Origin of the sequence: Dechloromonas sp. ZY10 (assembly GCF_041378895.1) — a bacterium.
Taxonomy (GTDB): Bacteria; Pseudomonadota; Gammaproteobacteria; order Burkholderiales; family Rhodocyclaceae; genus Azonexus; species Azonexus aquae.
On record NZ_CP144212.1, the window covers coordinates 2,335,132 to 2,353,699 of the forward strand.

Here is an 18,568-nt window from a genome sequence, read left to right on the forward strand (position 1 = left end):
CCATCATACCAGCCGGTCAGCAGGGCTTTCCAGCCTGGCAGCCCTTGAGTATCCACAATGAAATGATGCCCGAGACCTCATGCGCCATCGCCTTCCGCGCCATCGAGGTGGGATCTCGCCCGGCATTAGTCTTGGCCTGCGGATCCGCGCCGGCCTCGAGCAGGTAGCGCGCATGCTTGGCGTTCTGCGCGTAAGCAGCAATATGCAGCGGGGTCGAACCCTCGCCATCGCGGACATTGGGATCGGCACCGGCCGCCAGCAGGGCTTGCAAGGCGCTCGGATCGGGGTTGGCGGCGGCCAGATGCAGCGGTGTCGAGCCTTGCGCCGTCCGCCGGTCGCGGGCCGCCGGCTCCTTCTGCAGCAGGGCGCTGATGGCCCGCCCGTTGTCGAGCCGCGCCAGATCGTGAATCGGATGTTCGTTGGCGCCGATTGGCACCTCGGCCACGGCGGCAAACGCGACGCTCAGCAAGAGCGCCGCAAGAAGACCGGTTTTGCGCATCGCGCCGCTCCTCGCAAGAAAAGCGGACAGTCTAACCGGCGGCAAGGGGCTTGCCTTGACCTCGCTCAAGCCCCGGCCGGGCCGGGGCTTGCCACGCTTCAGGCGGCAGTCGCAGCCGGCAACGCGACCTGCTGGTCGACGCTGAACTGGTAATCCTTGAAGATATGCTCGGCAGACGGTACCTGATAGCTGCCGTCGGCAAGACGATTGGTGGTGTCCTTCAAGCGCCAGGTCAGTTGGCCGCAGGTCCAGATGTCAAAGTTGCGCATGTGCGTGCACAGGCAGGTCTTGTCCATCACCTTGATCTTGCGGGCTTCGGGATGCGCCGCGACTTCGCGGTTGTAGGCGGCGACGTAGGAGCACTTGCCGCTGGCGTCGAGCAAGTAGCCGTAGGCTTCGCAGTTCGGGCGGATACCGGAACCGATCCCGGGACTGCTCTTGATCATCCGCATCGGGTAACCGGTCGGCGACAACTGGTTAACCTCGATGTCGTCCTCGGTCGCCTTGAAGTATTCCTGCTTGGCAGTCGCCGGCAGGCCGCACTCTTCGGCGACGGTGAAGCGGGTCGCCACCTGGACACCCGCTGCACCCATTTCCAGGAACTGGGCTGCATCGGTGCCGGTGAAGATGCCACCAGCCGGGATCACTGGAATATCGAGATGCTCGTCACGCAGATACTGCAGCACTTCGGCGACGATGGTCGCCAGATCGTACTGGGCCCAGTCCATGCCGAAGCCAAGGTGGCCGCCAGCAAGCGGACCTTCAACCACGACATAATCGGGCAAGCGGTTGGTGCGAGCCGATTTCTTCAGGAACAACTGCAGTGCGCGCACCGATGAGACGATGATCCCCAGCTTGGCGTCGCGGAAACGCGGGTGCTCCTCGATCAGGCCGAAAGAGCCGAGGTGCAAGCCGGCGGCCAGCGTGATCCCGTCGATACCGGCATCGAGCGCAGCTTCCATGCGCACCTTGAGCGTCTCGCGCGGCGCGTTCATGGTCAGTTTTTCCATGCAGTTGATCAGAACCAGGCCATCACCGCGCTTGCGGGTCATCGTCGCCTCGACGTGCAGACGGGTTGCCTCCTCGACGCGGCCGAGGTCGAACTTGACCGGCGACTTGTCCTCGTTATTGACGTTGTATTTGTAAAGCGCCAGTTTTTCCTTGACGTGCTTGGTGTCGTAGCGACGGTCGGACACGGTATTGATCATGGCATCGGAGATGTGGCCGACGCCGCCAAGGCGAGCCGCCTCCAGCGCCAGGTCGGCCGTCGAGATGTCGACCCCCATGCCACCAATCATGATCGGCACCAACTCATGCTTGCCCAAACGCAAGCGGAAATCGTCCACACGCTTCATATCATCCTCGGGAAAACTGGCCGGCCCCCCTCGCATTCGCGAGCCCCGGCAGAGGCGGGAATTTTACGCGATTGTGACCGGCCTTGCTTGCCTCTCCGGGATAAATCAAGTTAGCCGATTGACACAATCGTTAAACTTGCAACGCCCCGTCCGCGCGCCGTGCGCCCCCGCACCCGGTCGCCGGCGCTTCCGCTTCACGAAAGGCCTGCAATGAACCTTCTCCGGCATCCCCTGTGGCTGGTCGGCTTCCGCCCCTTTTTCACCCTCGCCTGCGTCGCCGGCGCGCTGTTGCCGCTCCTTTGGGTACTCGTCTATCGCGGTGCGCTGCCGCCGCCGGCGCGTTTCAGCCCGCTGCAGTGGCATGCCCACGAAATGTTCTTCGGCTTCGGCTGGGCGGTGCTCGGCGGCTTTCTGCTGACCTCGACCAAGAACTGGGTCAATATTCGCGGCTACCACGGTGCCGCGCTGGCCTGGCTGACCTTCTGCTGGCTGCTCGAACGCCTGGCCATGAGTTTTGGCGGCAACTGGCCGCAACCGCTGTTCCTGCTCGCCAATCACCTGTTCCTCGGCAGCATCGTCGCGATGCTGATGTGGACACTGATCCGCCATCGCGACAGCGACAGCTACCGCGACAACGCGATCTTCCTGGTCATGCTGCCGGCCTTTCTGGTGGCCAAGAACCTGCTCCTCGGCGAACAGCCGGGAGCAGGCTACAGCATGGCGCTGGCGCTCTACCGGGTCGCCTTCCTGGTGATGCTGGAACGTACCCTGACCCAGTTCATGAAGGCAGGCTTCCAGGTTCAGATCCTGCGCACGCCCAAACTCGACCTGCCGATCAAGCTCCTGGGCCTGCTCCTGGTCTTTGAATTTTGGCTTCCCGACACGTTGACCGTGGCAGCCAGCCTGCTGCTGGCGACGCTGCTGCTGGTCCGCTTCTTTTTCTGGCATCCGGCCAAGGCCTTCACCCGGATCGACATCGGCATCATGTACGTCGGCTATCTGGCGATTGCCGGGCAACTGCTGCTCGCTGCGCTGCAGACGCTGACCCCGCTGGCGCTGACCGGCACCGTCGCCACCCATTTGTTCACCTTCGGCGCGATGGGCTGCGTGATCCCGGCGATGATTGTTCGCATCAGCAACGGCCACACCGGGCGCAAAGTCGTCTTCGCCCCAGCCGACCGCGCCGTGCTGTGGCTCATGCTGCTGGCGCTGATCCTGCGCCTGCTCGGCCCGCAACTGGCACCCGCTGCCTATCTGCGCTGGCTCGACGCCGCCGCCCTGTGCTGGCTGCTGGCCTTCGGGCTGCTCGGCTGGCGCTGCATCCCGATGCTGTGGCAGGCGCGGATCGACGGCCGCGAACACTGAGCCATCGCGCCCGCTCGGCTGCCCGACTGCCGCCCCACCGCCAGCCAAACGCCGGCCGCCCCGGCGCCGGGCAGCGGCCGCAATCCCACGGCAACGCCCGGCCGTGGGATACTGGCGCCCTGAAGACAGGACATCCCCATGCACCCACGCAACAAAAATGCCGACGGCTACGACCTCGCCGCACTCAGCACCACCTCCGCCGCACTGGCGAAATACCTGACGACCACCCCGGCCGGAACGCCGAGCATCGACTTTGCCAACCCGGCGGCGGTCAAGGCGCTCAACCGCGCGATTCTGATGCATCACTACGGTGTCCAGGGCTGGGAATTGCCCGCTGGCTACCTGTGCCCGCCGATCCCCGGTCGCGCCGATTACCTGCATGCCATTGCCGATCTGCTCGCCACCTGCAACCGCAAGACCATTCCCAGTGGCCCCGGCGTCCGCCTGCTCGACATCGGCACCGGCGCCAACCTGGTCTATCCGCTGATCGGCCACGCCGAATATGGCTGGTCATTCCTCGGCAGCGATATCGACGAAGCGGCGCTGGCCAACGCCAGCAAGATCGTCGGCAAGAACCCCGGCCTGGCCGAGTTCATCGAACTCCGCCACCAGCCGGTCTGGGACAACATCTTCACCGGCCTGCTGCGCTCCGGCGAGAGCTTTGAAGCCACCCTGTGCAACCCGCCCTTCCACAATTCGCCCGACGAAGTGCTGGCGGTCAGCCAGCGCAAGTGGAACAACCTCGGCAAGCCCGGCGCCAAGAAGGGCACGGCGCAGCCGCGCCTCAACTTTGGCGGCGGCGGCACCGAACTGTGGTGCAACGGAGGCGAACGCGCCTTCGTCAAGTCGATGATCGAGCAGAGCACGCAGATCCCCAAACGGGTGCTGTGGTTCACCAGTCTGGTGTCGAAGGCCGACAACCTGGTGCACCTCGAAGCCGCGCTGAAGAAGGCCAAAGTCGTTGAATCGCGGATTCTCGAAATGAATCAGGGTCAGAAGAAAAGCCGGGTGCTGGCCTGGACCTTCTGCGCCAACGGCGAACGCGAAAAATGGCGACGTGAACGCTGGGCCGCCCCGGCATTGGCCGAATCACCGACGGCACCGCAAGGCGAAGACGAGTAAGCCCGAACCGAGACAACAAAAAAGCCCGTTTTCACGGTCGACCGTGAAAACGGGCTTTTTTCGTGCGCGGGCCTTTTTCGTCCGGCGTCCGAGCGCCCGCCAGCCTTGACCGGCGCTGGCGCCAAGGACGGCTTACTGCGGCAGTTCCTTGGTTCCCATCATCTCGTTGCAGGTCGCGCGGCCAAAGGCCTCGGCTTTTTTCGGACTGGTGATCTGCGGCTCTTCGTAAATCCGCCGGATGATGTGGTTGGTGATCCTTGGACCGGGGCTGCCATCCTCTTCAAAATGCTTCATCGGACGCCCCTTGTCGCGGTCATAAAAAGCCTGCAGCGCAAAATCACGGACACGCTCACAGAAGCGGATCTTCTGCGCGTCGGGCATGCCGTCGTCGACCTTGCCAGCATGCGCGTGCGCCCAGGCGCCGCCGCTGGCCAGCAGCAGCGCGACGAGAATCAGGGAGGGAGTGCGCTTCATTCCTTGGGCTCCTGCAAAGTGGTCAGATAGGCGAGGATGTCGTTCACATCCTTTTCCTGCAGCGTGTTGAGCACGCCAGTGGTACCGTCGTCATCGTGCGGCCGGTCGCCCTTCAGGTACAAATCGACCTGGCGCTTGAGGTAATTGGTGTATTGCCCGACCAGCATCGGGAACATCCCCCGCCCCTTGCCGGCCTTGCCGTGGCAGGAGGCGCACTTCTTCTGGTAAAGCGCGCCGCCAGCATCGACATCGCCTTCCGCGCGCGGCACGATCATCACCTTTTCGACCATCTGCAGCCGGGTCAGCGCGTCCTCGTTGCCGGTAAAGGTCGGCATTTTGGTCGGCAACTCGATCTGCGCCAGATAGGCGGCGACTTCCTTGATGTCCTCGTCCGGCAGTTCGCGCTCCTGGGTATAGGGGAACATCGGGATATTGACCCGGGTCCGGGCGCGGAAGCTGCGCAACTGGCTTTCGATGTACTTGACCTGCTGGCCGGCAATCCTCGGGTACTCGCCCTTCTTGCCGCCGGCGCCAAATTCGCCGTGACAGGCGGCGCAGGTCCCGTTGATTTCCTTGCCGGCGGCCTTGCCGCCTTCCATTTCGACGGCACCGAGCGGCATCGCCACCAGCCCGGCGACTGCGCCCCACCACCATTTGCGTAAAGCCATGCGCATTGCTCCAATATTCCGATTGCGGCGGATTGTCGCAGTTTGCGTGGCGGGAAAAATTGATTTACGTCGGTGCCGGCCGGGCACGACAGTTTTACGTGCAATTCACGGTCGACCGTGAATTGCACGTAAAAAGCGCCTTACCACTTGGCTTCGAGGGTCACGAAATAGCTGGCGACGCCCTTGATCCGGTCGTCTTCCTGACGCAACGGGGTGCCACTGCCGTCGATCTGGTAAAGGCTGCCGGTGCGCTCCTCGCGGGTCACGTTCTGCGCCGAGAAACGCAGGTTCATCTGGCGGTCGAGCTTGTACAGCGCATAGAGATCGAGCTGGCGCCTGGCCCCCTGGTATTGGCGGATCAACGCGCTGCTTTCGCGGTCGATTGCCGAAACGTAGGTAAAGGTACCGCCCAGGGTCAGGCGCTGTTCGCTCCAGTCGTAATCCCAGCCGAAGTTGGCGCTCTTGCGCGGACCTTCCCCGGCGCCCAGGCCGGGCACCTTGTCGAGCATCTGCGTGCGGGTATAGGCCAGGTTGCCGCGCAGTGTCAGCTGCGGCAGCCCCCAGGCCAGGAGGTTGGCCTTGTAGTCGAACAGCGCGCCGCGCAGTTGCGCGCGACCGACGTTGTAGGGGCGCTCGATCCAGCGCCCGCCCTCGTCGGCGATCAGGCGCTGGATGTAGTTGTCGATCTCGCGGTCGAAGACCGAGAAACCCAGCGTGCCGGCACGTTCGGGCAGGAAGTGCTCGACCCCCAATTCGATGCTGCGCAGGCGCTCGGCTTCGAGATTACCGTTGCCGCCGCGATCCGGGTTGCTCGCCGAATTGCTGCCGCTGGCCGGGCGCACCAGCGGGCTGAGATCGCGCGAAAACGGCGCCTTGGTATTGCGCGCGATACTGGCGCGCAGATTCCATGTGTCGCTGACCTGCCACAGGTAATGCAGCGAGGGATCGACGCTGTGCTGACGGTGTTCGACATTGCCGGCGCTGGCGCTCTCGACGCGGGTATCCAGGAACTGGTAACGCAAACCCGGCGTCAGCACCTGGCGCTCGCTCAGCTGCCATTCATCCTGGATCCAGGCGACCCGGCGCTGTTCGGTCATCTGCGCGCTGTTGTCGGCTCCGCCGCCCTGGCGGCGCTGCTCGTCGTCGGTGGTCTTGTGCCGCCATTCGAGCGCACCGGTCACCAGGTGGCTGTCGCCGAACAACTGCTTGCGCCGGGCTTCCAGCATCTGCTCACGCTCCTCGCGCAGCGTGTTTTCCTTCTGGAACGCGGTTTGCGCGCCGCCGCTGTCGAACTTGCCGGTACGCCGCTCGCTTTCGTCGCGCTCGGCCTGCAACATCCCGCGCAGCGTCGTTTCGGTACCGCCGGCAGCGTTCTGCCGCCATTCGCCGCTCAGCCGGCCGCTGGTCCGGCGGCCGTCCTCGGCGATCAGGTCGCGGCTGGAAATACCGTTGCTCAGCCGGTCGACCGTCGCTGAACGATCGGTTTCGGTGTGAGTCAGGAAGGGCGTCAGGGTAAAGCGCTCGCCGTTGCCCAGATTCCACGAAAAACGCGGACTCAGCGTCAGGTTGCGATCCTCGCCGCGCTGCGTCGCCTTCTCCTGCAAGGTGCCGCCAGCAAACAGGTTGGCGTTCATGGTCTGCTCGCCGACCATCGGCCGACTGTTATAGGCGCCGGAGAGCAGGTAACCGAAGTCGTTGCGGTCGGGTTCACCGTACTGGCCTTCGAGGCGCAGCGCCGGACGGCCATCGATGGCGCCGACGCCGAGCTTGGCGCCAGCCGTCTGCTGCTTGGGCACGTCGCGCAGGATCAGGTTGATCACCCCGCCCGGCCCGAGCACCGGGAACTCCGGCGTGCTGTTGCGGATGATCTCGACCCGCTCGATCAGATCGACCGGCAGACGCAGCGCCGCCATCGGATTGCGGCCGCCGCCGGGCAAAGGCTGACCATCGACCAGAATCTGCGGCATGAAGCGGTCGGGCGAGCGCATGCGGCCGCGCGGGCCGCCGTCGAGATCGGCCGAAAGACCGGTGCCGGGCAGCTTGGAGAGCAGTTCGCCGGTGGTGGTGGCATCGAGGACATCGATTTCCTCACGGTCGTAGACAATTTTGCCGGCCGTCGCATTGCGCCGGATTTCCTGGCTCTGCGAACGCTTGGCCTGGACCTTGACCTCGCCGAGGACGGTTTCCTGGGCGCTCAACCAGGGAGAAGCCACCAGCAGCGAATACATCAGGGGCGTAGCCAGCAGGTTTGGTTTTCTTGTTTTCATCATTGCAATGGGAGCAGATCGCTAAAAGTTGGGGAAGCCGCCAGCCGCACGGAGGCTGCGAAAGAGGCCGCATCGTAACAAGCTGCCGGCATTTTGTGACGCCCCTTTACAAAGCCTTAAACTTTTTACAAATGCTTAATAATCATTATCTTGAATGCAAAAATCCCGGCGCTGAAAAAGCCGCCGGGGAGACTGCCGAAGGACTCGGCGTAGCGTTTAGAACGAGGTCGACAAGGTCAGGCGGGCATTCACCGGCGCCCCCACCGAAATGTTGTTGTCGCTATGCGCGGTCGGCGTGTACTTCTGGTTGGTCAGGTTCTCGACATTGAGCGCCAGGCGGGTCTTGCCGTCGGCAAAGCGGTAGTACACCGCGCCATCGACTCGGGCAAACTCGGGCAGCTTGACGGTATTGCTGATCGAGGCATAGCTCTCGGACTGGTAGATCACGCCGAGACCCAGGCCCCAGCCGCCGGCCAGGTCGAACTTGTTCCACACCGACAGGGTGTTGCGCGGCACCAGGCCAACGCGACGGCCGGCCGGGGCATCGTTGGTGCCCTTCTCGATCAGCGCGTCGAGGTAGGCATAGCCGGCGTAGACCTTCCAGTGGCTGGTCACTTCGCCCTGCAGGCCGACTTCGACCCCTTCGGTGCGCTGCAGGCCGCCGAGGACCAGGCGCTGACCGGTGGGATCGCTCGGATCCTTGGTCTTGACGTCGTCGCGGTCGGTACGGAAGACCGCTGCCGACAGCGTCATCTTCGGCAGCACGTCCCAGCGCGCACCGAGCTCGTAGTTGAGCGCGCTTTCCGGCTTCAACTGGGCGTTGGTGGTAGCCAGCGACAGTTGTTCGCCCTGCGGCAGGAAGGAATAGCTATAGCTGGCGTAGTAGGTCGACACCGCATTTGGTTGCCAGATCAGGCCGAGGCGCGGGCTGAACTCCTTGTCGGTGCGACCGAGGTCGGTCGGTGCCGCGCGGCGGTCGTCGAACTTCAGCTTGTAGTAGTCGTAGCGCAAGCCGGCCAGCAGCTTCCACTCCTTGGTCAGCGTGATCTGATCCTGCAGGTAGACTGCGGCGGTATCGGCGGTCACCTGGTTGTTGGCATCGGAGGCGGTAGCGGCGAAGCGGGTGGCACGGCCGTAAGGCGCGCCGGCGGCGACGGTCAGGCTGGTGGCGTTGCCGAAATAACCGGTCTGGCGGGTATTGCGGCTGTCCTGGTGGCCGAGTTCGAGACCGACCAGCATCTGGTGCTCGATCGCACCGGTATTGAACTTGAAGCTCAGGTCGGTCTGGTTGAAGTAATTGGTCCGGTCGTTGCCGCTGTTGTAGGCCGAGAGACTGAGCGTACCGTTGTTCTGCACCGCGCTGCCGGCGAAGACGTTCTGGTAGAACTTGTCGTAATGGCTGACGCGGAAGCTGTTCTTCAACTTGACGTTATTGTTGAAGGCATGGTCGAGGACGGCGGCCAGGCTGTTGACCTCGGTCCGCGCCACGCTTTGCTCGGTGTTGCCGAAGAAGCGGCTGCGCGCGGTGTCGTAAGGACGCCCGGCAAACGACGGCTGGCCGCGGTCGGCGGTGCGCTCGTCGAAGAGATATTCGTAGGACAGCGACAGCAGGGTGCTGTCGCTCAGCTTGAACGCGGCCGTCGGGTTGAAGCCGTAGCGCTTGAGGTCGACGCCGTCGCGGAAGCTCTCGGCCTGCTCGCCCATCAGGTTGAGGCGCCAGGATGCCGCTTCCGACAGACGACCGCCGAGGTCGCCGGTGGCCCGCACCTGACCATCGCTGCCGAGGGTCAGGCCGGCATCGGCGTGGCGGGTGAAATCGGCGCTCTTGGTCACCCGGTTGACCACGCCGCCGGCACCGCCACGGCCGAAGGCCATGCCCGCCGGGCCCTTGATCGCCTCGACCCGCTCGACGTTGTAGAGATCGCGGTAGTACTGGGTATCGTCGCGCACGCCATTAACGAAGAAGTCGGCCGTGGTGTTGATGCCGCGAATCACCATCTGGTCGCGGTTGCCCTCACCCTGCGCCATGCTGGCGCCGGGAACGTAACGCAGCACATCGCCCATGCCGCGCATCGCCTGGTCCTTGACCAACTCTTCGCCGACGACGGCGACCGAGGCCGGCACGTCCTTGAGCGCGGTATCGGTCTTGGTGAAGGAGGCGGAACGGGTGGCCCGGTAACCGGCCACCGGACCATCGGCGACTTCGCCACGGTCCTTGACCACCACCGGGGCCAGCGATTGTTCTTGCGCCTGGGCCACGGCAACGGCGGCCAGGCCGGCAACAACGGCCAGCAGCGAAGGCTTGATCTGGAACGGCAACATGAAATTCTCTCTCGTTAGTAATCGTTGAGGTCCGCCCTGCAGGCGGCCAGAAGGCAGAAAAACCTTCCGCGAGAGAGTGCTTGCCAACCGGGTACCCAGACACAACGCGGCAACGCTCCCTCGACGGGGCGCAATCGGTTTGGCTGGCATGGGCGGCGCGAAAAAGCGCGCAGCACCGGCTGGCTAATTGAGATCGATTATCATTGTAACAAAACCTTGCTGACGCGACCAGCCGCCATCGAGGTTGACGCAGCTCGTGAAAGACCGCTGCCGTAGATGATGAAAAAATCTACGCGGGGAAGGCGGTCGGCTTTTCGGCCTAAGCTAACTGTGGGCCGCTGCTCTGGAAGAGGTGGCAATGCGACTCTTACCCGCCGTTCAGCCGCTCATGGTGGCCAACAGCATTATGCCGAAGACTTAGCGCAGCACCCAACCTAAAGCGAAAGTAGCAGGCTTTTAGAAGGTGATGCTCAGGCACCTGCGATGTTTGCAAGTTACTTATTTATATGCCCACTGGGTCAATTTGTGACGTTTCAGGTATTCTTGAAGCTGTTAGAGAATCAGTGGGCAATCAAGGGGGGGCTATGAGTAATAAAGAAGACGAATCGACTTCGGATAGCATTAAAGAACGGATGCAGTGCGGAATCGTAATGCCAATATCTGCAATCGACGGTTGCACTGCGGACCATTGGTCGGAAGTGAAAGCTATCATCACGGATGCAGTGGAGCGTATTGAAGCACCAAAGTTCACAGCAAGGCTAGTGAGCGACGCAGACGATGTCGGGGTGATCCAAAGACGAATTGTTCAAGGAGTCTATGGCGCGGATGTAATCGTTTGTGATGTTAGCGGAAAAAATCCCAATGTTATGTTCGAGCTAGGGATGAGGTTGGCGTTCGATAAACCGACGGTGATCATCAAGGACGACAAGACTGACTACATGTTTGATACAGGTGTGATTGAACACATAACGTATCCTCGAGATTTGCGCTTTCAGCGTATTGTCGAGTTTAAACAGCTCTTGGCGCAGAAGGTACTTGCAACCTATAACGCATCCCTACGCGATCCGGACAACTCAACGTTTCTGAAAAACTTCGGGACGTTCAAGGTTGCGCACTTGACTGAGAAAGAAGCCTCTGCCGAACAAATCATCCTTGATGCAATCGGCGATTTGCAAAGAGAGGTTGGCGCTTTGCGACGTAACTCCATCGCAGGATCAATTCCTTCCGGCTGGCAAAACATCTTCGAACGAGCAGCCTTCACTATGGAGGAGATTGAATCCGTCGTAACCCAAGCTGAGTCCCTTATGGCCTATGGCTCAGGCGAGGCGTTTAGTGAACTTGCTGCAATGCGAGGCACCTTGAAGCGTATCCGCGGATTGCCCTCTCTGCCAGATCGGCTTTCTTCGCGGTTGGATGCAATTCTTGCAGCTGTTCCACCAACAGCTACTACAGATGGTTTTGGGCCTAAAAAGCTGAAAATTACTACTTCCAAATCGCTTGCGTGAAAGCGACTACTCCACCTGTCGGCAATATCTTGTAGACAGAGTTTCTGAAGTGTCAGACTCTTGCCCTGTGGCTTTCACAGAAGCTGCACTATAGACAAGTGCTGGATGGTATGTAAGCGGTTGATTTTTCGGTGTATGGCTTGTGGGTTTTATTTTTTGCACATCACGACCCAAATACTTAGGCCGTTGCCTCGCAAGGTTCAGCAACCTGCCGGAATTCGAAAATTCCGCTGTTACTACACCCGAGCATCGAAGGGCCGCTGAGGCTCGAGAGTTCGTGCTCGTCGCTGATGCATGCCGTATGGCAGTGACAGGTAGCGCAAGTGCCATTGCGAGTGAAAAGCCCTCCCAATTCAAGGAGGGCTTTTCACTCGCAATGGCAAGCCAGCCACCGGATCCAAGCCTGCGATGGAGGAATCAGGCTGGCTGCAGGCACGTCGGCCCGATGGCCGCTAGCGTCGGGCAGCCGCACAGCGCCATGCAGACCTCCAGTTCCTCGCGCAGCAGGCGCAGTAGATGCGCCACGCCGAGCGGCCCGGCGACCGCCAGCGCGGCGATGTAGTGGCGGCCGATCAGGACCGCGTCGGCGCCCAGCGCCAGGGCTGTGAACACATCGCTGCCCCGGCGGATACCGCCGTCGAGGAGCAGCGGATAGCCGGCGCCGAGCGCTGCCCGGATTTCCGGCAAGGCGTGCAGGCTGGCTGGCACCCGGTCGAGCACGCGGCCGCCGTGGTTGGAGACGACCAGGCCGTCAACGCCGAGCGCACGCGCCTTGAGGGCATCGTCGGGATGCAGGATGCCCTTGAGCAGCAGGGGCAGGCGGGTTTGTTCGCGCAGCCAGGCCACATCGTCCCAGTTTGGCGCGCCGGCGAGCGCGGCAAACACCGGGCTGGTGGAGGAAACTGCGGGATTCACGGTCGACGCCGGTTTTGGCACATTTTCCAGGTTGACCGTGGAAAGCCCCGGCGGCAGCCGGAAACCGGCCCGCTGCTCGCGGTTGCGGATGCCGGCCAGGGCCGCATCGACGGTGAACACCAGGGCCTGACAGCCAGCCGCTTCGGCCCGGCGCAACAGGTGCAGCGAAGCTGCGCGCCCGCCCTGCCAGTAGAGCTGGAACCATAGCGGCCCGGCGGCCCGGGCGGCGATGTCTTCGAGCCGGGTGGTTGCCAGCGTACTGACCACGAAGGGCGTTTCCAGCGCCCCGGCCGCCAGCGCCGTCGCCAGTTCGCCGTCGGCGTGAAACAGCTTCTGATAGGCCACCGGTGCCAGCAGCAGCGGATGCTGCAGTTCCTGCCCGAACAGGCGGCAGCGAGTATGGCCGTCGCTCACCGCCGCCAGCGGCCGTGGCCAGAGGCGGAAATCGGCGAAGGCGTTGCAATTTTCCTGCAGGGTTTCCTCGTCGCCAGCACCGCCTTGCAGATAGGCCAACGCGTTGGCGTCCAGGTGCTGGCCGACCCGCCGCGCATAATCGCAGGCGGCAACGACATCGGCGGGGATCGCCGCGAGCGGCGGTAAGGGCGCGTTCATTCGGCCCACTGCTGCAGGAGCTTGTGATAATGCCCGGTCAGCGCGACCAATTCGGCGTTGTCGCCGAGTTGCTGGCGCAGCTTGAGGATGGTCATGTCGAGCTCGAACAGCATCGCTCGCTGCCAGGCATCGCGGACCAGGCTCTGGGTCCACAAAAAGGAAGCGATGCGGACCCCGGCCGTCACCGGCTCGACCCGGTGCAGGCTGGTCGAGGGATAGACGATGGCGTCGCCGGCCGCGAGTTTGACCTCATGACAGCCGTAGCTGTCCTCGGCGATCAGTTCGCCGCCTTCGTACTCGTCGGGGTCGGAGAGAAAGACCGTGGTCGACACGTCGGTGCGCACCTGGCGGCCACTGAAGCGATCGACCTGGATCGCGTTGTCGATGTGGTTGCCGTAATGGCCGCCGTTTTCGTAACGGTTGAACATCGGCGGCAGGATGTACTTGGGCAGCGCCGCCGACATGAACAGCGGGTGCCGGCGCAAGGCCTCGGCGATCCGTGGCGAGAGTTCGGCAAAGGCCGGGGAATCGACCGCCAGCTGGCGATTCTGCTTGATCGTCGCGGCCTGAGCGCCAGCGGTTTGCAGGCCATCAACCCAACCGGCGGCGTCGAGCCGCTGGCGGATGTCGGCGACTTCGGCCTTGCTCAGGACCTGCGGAATGTGCAACAGCATCGGATTCTCCCTGCAATGCGAAAAAGCCCGCCGGGGCGCGGCGGGCGGAGTCTAGCGGCGGACTTAGAACTGCATTTCGGCGGTCAGCATCGCCGAACGCGGGGTGCCCAGAGTCATCCGGGTGCCGCCGTTGTTGAGCGTGCTGATGTATTCCTTGTCGAACAGGTTGTACACGTTCAGGCGCAGGTTCAGGTTCTTGTTCACCCGGTACGCGGCCATCAGGTCGGCCACCCAGTAGGACGGGATATTGGGCATCGGGCTGACGGCGGCGCCGGCGGCGACCACCCGCTTCTGCTCCGACACGTAGCGAGCACCGCCGCCCAGGGTCAGGTTGCCCAGGGTGTAGGAAGTCCACAAGGTGGCGGTCAGCTCAGGCGACCAGCGGACGCCAGTGTTTTGTGTCGCGACGTTGTTCGACAGGCTGTAATTGCTGAGCGCCTCGGTCTTCATGCTCGCCACCCCGGCCGAAATCTGCCAGAAGTTGGTCAGCTGGCCGACGGCAGCAAGTTCGATCCCCTCGACGCGAGTCTTGCCGAACTGCGAGTAGCTGTTGTCAAGCGCGTTGTACGACACCTGCTTGTCGTTCTCGGTGCGGTAGGCGGCGGCGCTCAGGTTGAGGCGCTTGTTGAGCAATTCCCACTTGGTGCCGATTTCGAGGTTGGTGGTTTCCTGCGGCGAGAAGGCGGCGTTGTCGCCACTGCTCGCGGTCGCCGACAGGACAAAGGTCGACGAACCCGGCGGCGTCTTCGAATTGGCGTAAGCGGCATAGATGCTGCCGTTGTCGGCCGGCTTGTAGAGCGCACCGAGCTTCCAGCTGAACAGGTTGTCGGAGACCGACAGGCTGCCCGGCGTCAGTTGGTAGGTCGGTGCCGTGCCGACCAGCGCGGCGCTGTTGGTCGAGGTGCGGAAGCGCTCGAAACGCACACCACCGTTAAGCTGGAAGCGCTCGTTGAGCTTCAGCGTATCGAAGACATAGGCTGCCAGCGTGGTGGTATTGCCGTCGGTGTAGGCGCCGGTAGCGTAGGGCTTGCCCAGGTTGTCGCCGCTGTTGGGGCTGTACAGGTTGGCGTTCGGGTTGACGGTTGCCGGATAAGCCACACCGTTGATCGTCTGCGCAGCGGTGGCAAAACTCAGGTTTTTCTGCCGTTCATACATCAGTTCAACACCGGCCACCAGGTCGTGGCGCAGGCCAGCGGTATCGAAGGAGGTATTGAGGCTGGTCTGATTGGCGATGATCTCGTTGATCTGATCGACGCGCTGGCGGTTGCGGTTAACCGTCCACGTTGCCGGATTGGCGGAGGTGGCGACGAAGGCCGTCGTGCCGGCAGCGACGCCGGTCATCAGGCGGTCCATCGTGGTTCGGCCATAACGGGTGATGTTGCGCAGGGTCGAGCCGTTGCCGAGATCGTGCTCGACCTTGGCGGTCAGCATGTCGGCTTCGACCTTTTCGTAATCGCCCTTGCTGCCGTAGTAATTCTCGCGGCGAACCTTGCTGCCGGCATTGATCGCGGCAGTGGCGTTGTAGAAGCCGGCCATCCCGATGGTCGGAATACCGCCATCCGGAATATTGTCCTGGCGCACGTGCTGCGAATAGAAATAGAAGCGGGTTGGCGTACCGAGGCCGATGGCGAAAGCCGGAGCAATCGCGTAGCCGCTGTTCTCGACCGTATCGCGGCCATCGACACCGCCCTTCTGGGCCATCGCATTGATCCGCAGCGCCGAGGTTTCGCCGACCTTCTGGCTGAAATCGGCGGTGGCGCGCAGCTTGTTGGCCGTGCCGACACCGACGGTGGCGGCATTGACCCCGTCGCGCGTGGGCAGTTTGGAAATCAGGTTGATGTAGCCGGAACCAGCGCCACGACCGATGTCGGCACCGGCAGGCCCCTTGACCACTTCGATCTGGTCGAGGTTATAGACGTCGCGGGAGATCGCCCCGAGGTCGCGGATACCGTCGACGAAGGTCGCGGTCTGGGTCGAGAAACCGCGCATCATGAAGGTATCGCCGGCAGAGGTATTGCCGTTCTCGCCCAACTGCATGGTGATCCCCGGGGTATTGCGCAGGGCTTCCATCAACGAGGCAGCCCCTTGTTCCTGCAGAACCTCCTTCTTGATCACCTGCACGGTCTGCGGGGTATCAACCAGCTTCTGGGTGAATTTCGGGCTGGCGCTGCTTTCGGCCTTGTACGGCACATCGGCATTGGCCTTGACGGTCATTGCCGGCAACGAGGCCTCCTGAGCCTGCGCGGCAGCCGGCAGCGCGGCGGCAACCAGAGCGAGAAGATGCGAGGAATTACGGTGCTTGCGACTACGGATAGAAGCCATCGACTGATCCTTGAAAAAGTAGTGGTCTGGCTGGCTATCCGCATTTTTGCCCGAAGGCCGCAGGCGGAATTGGCTGGCTGATTTGACAGAAATCAAATGATAACAATTCTTGTTACTATTTGTAAAGTTCTGAAACAAATTAAGCGAGCACACTGGATACCGCACTCAGCGCCAAGCCACGGCGATGCGCAGCGCTGGCCCGGTGCAACGGTAGCGGGACTTAAAAAACGTCGCGGCGGTAACGGCCGGCCTGTGCCAGCTGGGTTAACAATGCTTCACCCAAAACGTTGCGCAACACCTGCTCAACCCCGTCACCCATCCCGCGCCGACTGCCGCAAACATAGATCGCCGCGCCCCGCGCAACCCAGTCCTGCAACTCACCGGCGGCCTCGCGCAAGCGTTGCTGAACATAAGCAGGAGCCTGCGGACAGCGGGAAAAAACACGATCAATGCGCACCCCTTCTCCGGCTGGCAATAGCCGCCCGGCGTGATCATCGGCCTGCGGGCAACGCTCGCCGTAAACCAGCCATTGCTCGGCGCTGCCTGCAGCCCGGGCAGCCTTGAGATGGGCCAGCAAACCGGCCAGGCCAACGCCGTTGCCGATCAGCAGCAAGGGGCGCTGCGCATTGTCGGCCAGGTGGAACGGCGCATGCGGCCGAATCTGCCAGTCGACGCAACCATTGAGCGGCAATTCGCTACACAGGAAATTCGATGCCAGACCCGGTCGACCGTGGCGATCAACCTGGCGGCGGACCAGCAATTGCAAGCTGCCGTCGGTTGGCAGCGAGGCAATCGAGTAATCGCGCGGCGCGCCCCAGCCGGGTAATTCAATCCGCGCCAGATCTCCGGACTGCCAGATCGGCCAGTTGCTCCCTCCCCCATCGGCTGCCGGCACAAAGCATAGGCGATACACTTCCCCCCCAGAACTGCCGGGGTTGAGGTGATCGCGTTGCTGCAAACGCCACGCCGTGGTCGCCAGCGCCTGGCGGGTTAATTGGGGTGCTGCGATAAAGGCGCCCAGACCGGCAAACCAATGTTGCAGACTGGCCTCGTCACTGCGGTTGACCCGCAGCATGGCTTGCCAGGGCCGAGCACCGGCTGCCTGCAAGGCCAGATCAAGTTGCTCGCCAAAAGCGCAAAAACCGGGGTAGCGATCATCGCCGAGTGCCAGCAGGGCATACCGTGCAGCTGCCAGCGGCACTTGGCCGGCGGAGGAACGAGTCGCGGCGCACCAGGCGTCGAGCCGGGCACCAAAACGCCGGCCGTTGTCCGGCGCCTCGCCCTCGCCGGCGGTGGCGACGATGAATAAAAACCGGCCCCCGCCAGCCAATCGCTCCAGCGGCAGGAGATCGAGCGGCAGGGGCGGCGGCGCCCCGAGCAGGGCTGCGCTTTCCTCGGCCAGCGCGGCAGCGGTGCCGGTCTGGCTGGCATATACCACGGTCCACTCGCCGGCTGCCGGCAAAAGCGGATGCCCCCGCCGCCAGGCGTGTCGGCAGAGCGCAGCCCAGGCCAGCAACACCCCGCCGGCGGCAGCCAGGCGGAGTGGCGGCACCGCCTCAAGCGCGGCCGAAAAATACTCGAACGCCATCGAACAAGGCTTACTGTGGCTGAACTTCGACCGTACCGGCGTAAGTCCAGCGCTTGGCCGGCGGCGCCGGACGAGGCTGGCCTTCGGCGACGACCGGCCGGGCCGGATAGCTGGCGCTGATCCAGTACATTTCGGCAAACGGCCAAGTGACGCTGAACTCACCCCGGACATCGGTCGTGGCGGTCACTTCGCGCAACACGCCGCGGTAGCGGACATTGCCCGGCACCAGTGCGACCTTGAGTTCGGGCAGCGGCTTGCCGTCGAGCAAGACGCGGAAACGCGCGGCTTCGCCGGCGTGGTATTCGTCGGTGGCGCTCAGCGGCAGCACTTCGAGGCCGACCCCGGCCGGCTTCAGCGCGTCGCCGCCGAATTGCCCGGCGGTGACGATGGTCTCGATCCGGCTGTGGGTGCGGGTCACCTGCAGTTCGCTGGCGCCAGCCGGAATTTCCTTATCCAGCGCCTCAACGCTACCGCGCCAGCGCTTGGCCTCGCCGTTGAGCTTGTAACTGGCCATCGCGTTTTCGCCGACCAGCGCGATGCGGTAGCTACCGGGCTTGGCCAGCTGCACGTCGAAGACGCTACGGCGCTTGCCGGTAAAGCTCTGCGCCGGTGCCACCGGCTTGCCGTCCGGGCCGGTGATGCTGAGGCCGTCGAGCTTGAGCGGGTTGGCGTCGAACTCGAAGGCGTTTTCACCGACCGCCGCATCGACGGTGACCCAAGGGTCCTTACCTTCGACCGCAGTGGTCGAGGGCAGCAGGAAGGAGCGATGAGCCTCCGCAGCAAGCGGCAGCAGTGCCAGCAAGAGTGTGGCAAGCACGGGAGTATTCACGGTCAACCGGTGTTTTTGCATGATTTCGTTCTCCAGGGGAAAGGCGGAATG

At 63.1% G+C, this 18,568-nt stretch carries 14 protein-coding genes; 3 read left to right on the plus strand and 11 right to left on the minus strand.

What is annotated here, in order from left to right:
• Positions 1 to 16: 16 nt before the first annotated feature.
• Complete coding sequence (locus tag VX159_RS10630; RefSeq protein ID WP_371322860.1) at positions 17 to 499, minus strand: ankyrin repeat domain-containing protein; 483 nt, start codon at positions 497 to 499, stop codon at positions 17 to 19.
• Positions 500 to 597: 98 nt separating this feature from the next.
• Positions 598 to 1,854, minus strand: coding sequence for a nitronate monooxygenase (locus VX159_RS10635; RefSeq protein WP_371322861.1), 1,257 nt, complete (start codon positions 1,852 to 1,854; stop codon positions 598 to 600).
• Positions 1,855 to 2,064: 210 nt separating this feature from the next.
• Here VX159_RS10635 and VX159_RS10640 point away from each other — a divergent pair, with 210 nt between their 5' ends.
• Positions 2,065 to 3,219: an NnrS family protein gene (locus VX159_RS10640; RefSeq protein ID WP_371322862.1), complete on the plus strand. Its 1,155-nt coding sequence runs from the start codon at positions 2,065 to 2,067 to the stop codon at positions 3,217 to 3,219.
• 138 nt (positions 3,220 to 3,357) lie between these two features.
• On the plus strand, positions 3,358 to 4,341 hold the full coding sequence (rlmF, locus tag VX159_RS10645) for a 23S rRNA (adenine(1618)-N(6))-methyltransferase RlmF (RefSeq protein ID WP_371322863.1): 984 nt from the start codon (positions 3,358 to 3,360) through the stop codon (positions 4,339 to 4,341).
• A gap of 132 nt (positions 4,342 to 4,473) precedes the next feature.
• Here rlmF and VX159_RS10650 read toward each other — a convergent pair whose 3' ends face one another.
• The 4 genes from VX159_RS10650 to VX159_RS10665 form a co-directional block, all read right to left on the minus strand.
• Positions 4,474 to 4,815 (minus strand): hypothetical protein, encoded by a 342-nt coding sequence (locus VX159_RS10650; RefSeq protein ID WP_371322864.1) that lies wholly within the window; start codon positions 4,813 to 4,815, stop codon positions 4,474 to 4,476.
• Positions 4,812 to 5,483, minus strand: coding sequence for a cytochrome c (locus VX159_RS10655; RefSeq protein WP_371322865.1), 672 nt, complete (start codon positions 5,481 to 5,483; stop codon positions 4,812 to 4,814). The genes VX159_RS10650 and VX159_RS10655 overlap by 4 nt, the downstream gene beginning before the upstream one ends.
• A gap of 140 nt (positions 5,484 to 5,623) precedes the next feature.
• On the minus strand, positions 5,624 to 7,711 hold the full coding sequence (locus VX159_RS10660; protein WP_371322866.1) for a TonB-dependent receptor plug domain-containing protein: 2,088 nt from the start codon (positions 7,709 to 7,711) through the stop codon (positions 5,624 to 5,626).
• A 255-nt stretch (positions 7,712 to 7,966) separates the two neighbouring features.
• Positions 7,967 to 10,072 carry a TonB-dependent receptor gene (locus VX159_RS10665; protein WP_371322867.1) on the minus strand — a complete coding sequence of 702 codons (2,106 nt, stop codon included), beginning with the start codon at positions 10,070 to 10,072 and terminating at the stop codon, positions 7,967 to 7,969.
• A gap of 584 nt (positions 10,073 to 10,656) precedes the next feature.
• Between VX159_RS10665 and VX159_RS10670 the strand changes: the two genes are divergently transcribed.
• The gene (locus tag VX159_RS10670; RefSeq protein WP_371322868.1) at positions 10,657 to 11,577 is read left to right on the plus strand and encodes a hypothetical protein; all 921 of its coding nucleotides are present in this window, start codon (positions 10,657 to 10,659) and stop codon (positions 11,575 to 11,577) included.
• A 417-nt stretch (positions 11,578 to 11,994) separates the two neighbouring features.
• Here VX159_RS10670 and VX159_RS10675 read toward each other — a convergent pair whose 3' ends face one another.
• From VX159_RS10675 to VX159_RS10695, 5 genes are all read right to left on the minus strand, one after another.
• On the minus strand, positions 11,995 to 13,104 hold the full coding sequence (locus VX159_RS10675; protein ID WP_371322869.1) for an alpha-hydroxy acid oxidase: 1,110 nt from the start codon (positions 13,102 to 13,104) through the stop codon (positions 11,995 to 11,997).
• The gene (locus VX159_RS10680; RefSeq protein WP_371322870.1) at positions 13,101 to 13,778 is read right to left on the minus strand and encodes a Fe2+-dependent dioxygenase; all 678 of its coding nucleotides are present in this window, start codon (positions 13,776 to 13,778) and stop codon (positions 13,101 to 13,103) included. Before VX159_RS10680 ends, VX159_RS10675 begins: the two co-directional genes overlap by 4 nt.
• A gap of 63 nt (positions 13,779 to 13,841) precedes the next feature.
• Complete coding sequence (locus tag VX159_RS10685) at positions 13,842 to 16,100, minus strand: catecholate siderophore receptor Fiu (RefSeq protein ID WP_371322871.1); 2,259 nt, start codon at positions 16,098 to 16,100, stop codon at positions 13,842 to 13,844.
• A gap of 220 nt (positions 16,101 to 16,320) precedes the next feature.
• Complete coding sequence (locus VX159_RS10690; RefSeq protein ID WP_371322872.1) at positions 16,321 to 17,688, minus strand: NADPH cytochrome P450 oxidoreductase family protein; 1,368 nt, start codon at positions 17,686 to 17,688, stop codon at positions 16,321 to 16,323.
• A gap of 10 nt (positions 17,689 to 17,698) precedes the next feature.
• A complete protein-coding gene (locus VX159_RS10695) occupies positions 17,699 to 18,538 on the minus strand; it encodes a DUF4198 domain-containing protein (protein WP_371322873.1) in 840 nt (279 codons plus the stop codon).
• Positions 18,539 to 18,568: the final 30 nt, after the last annotated feature.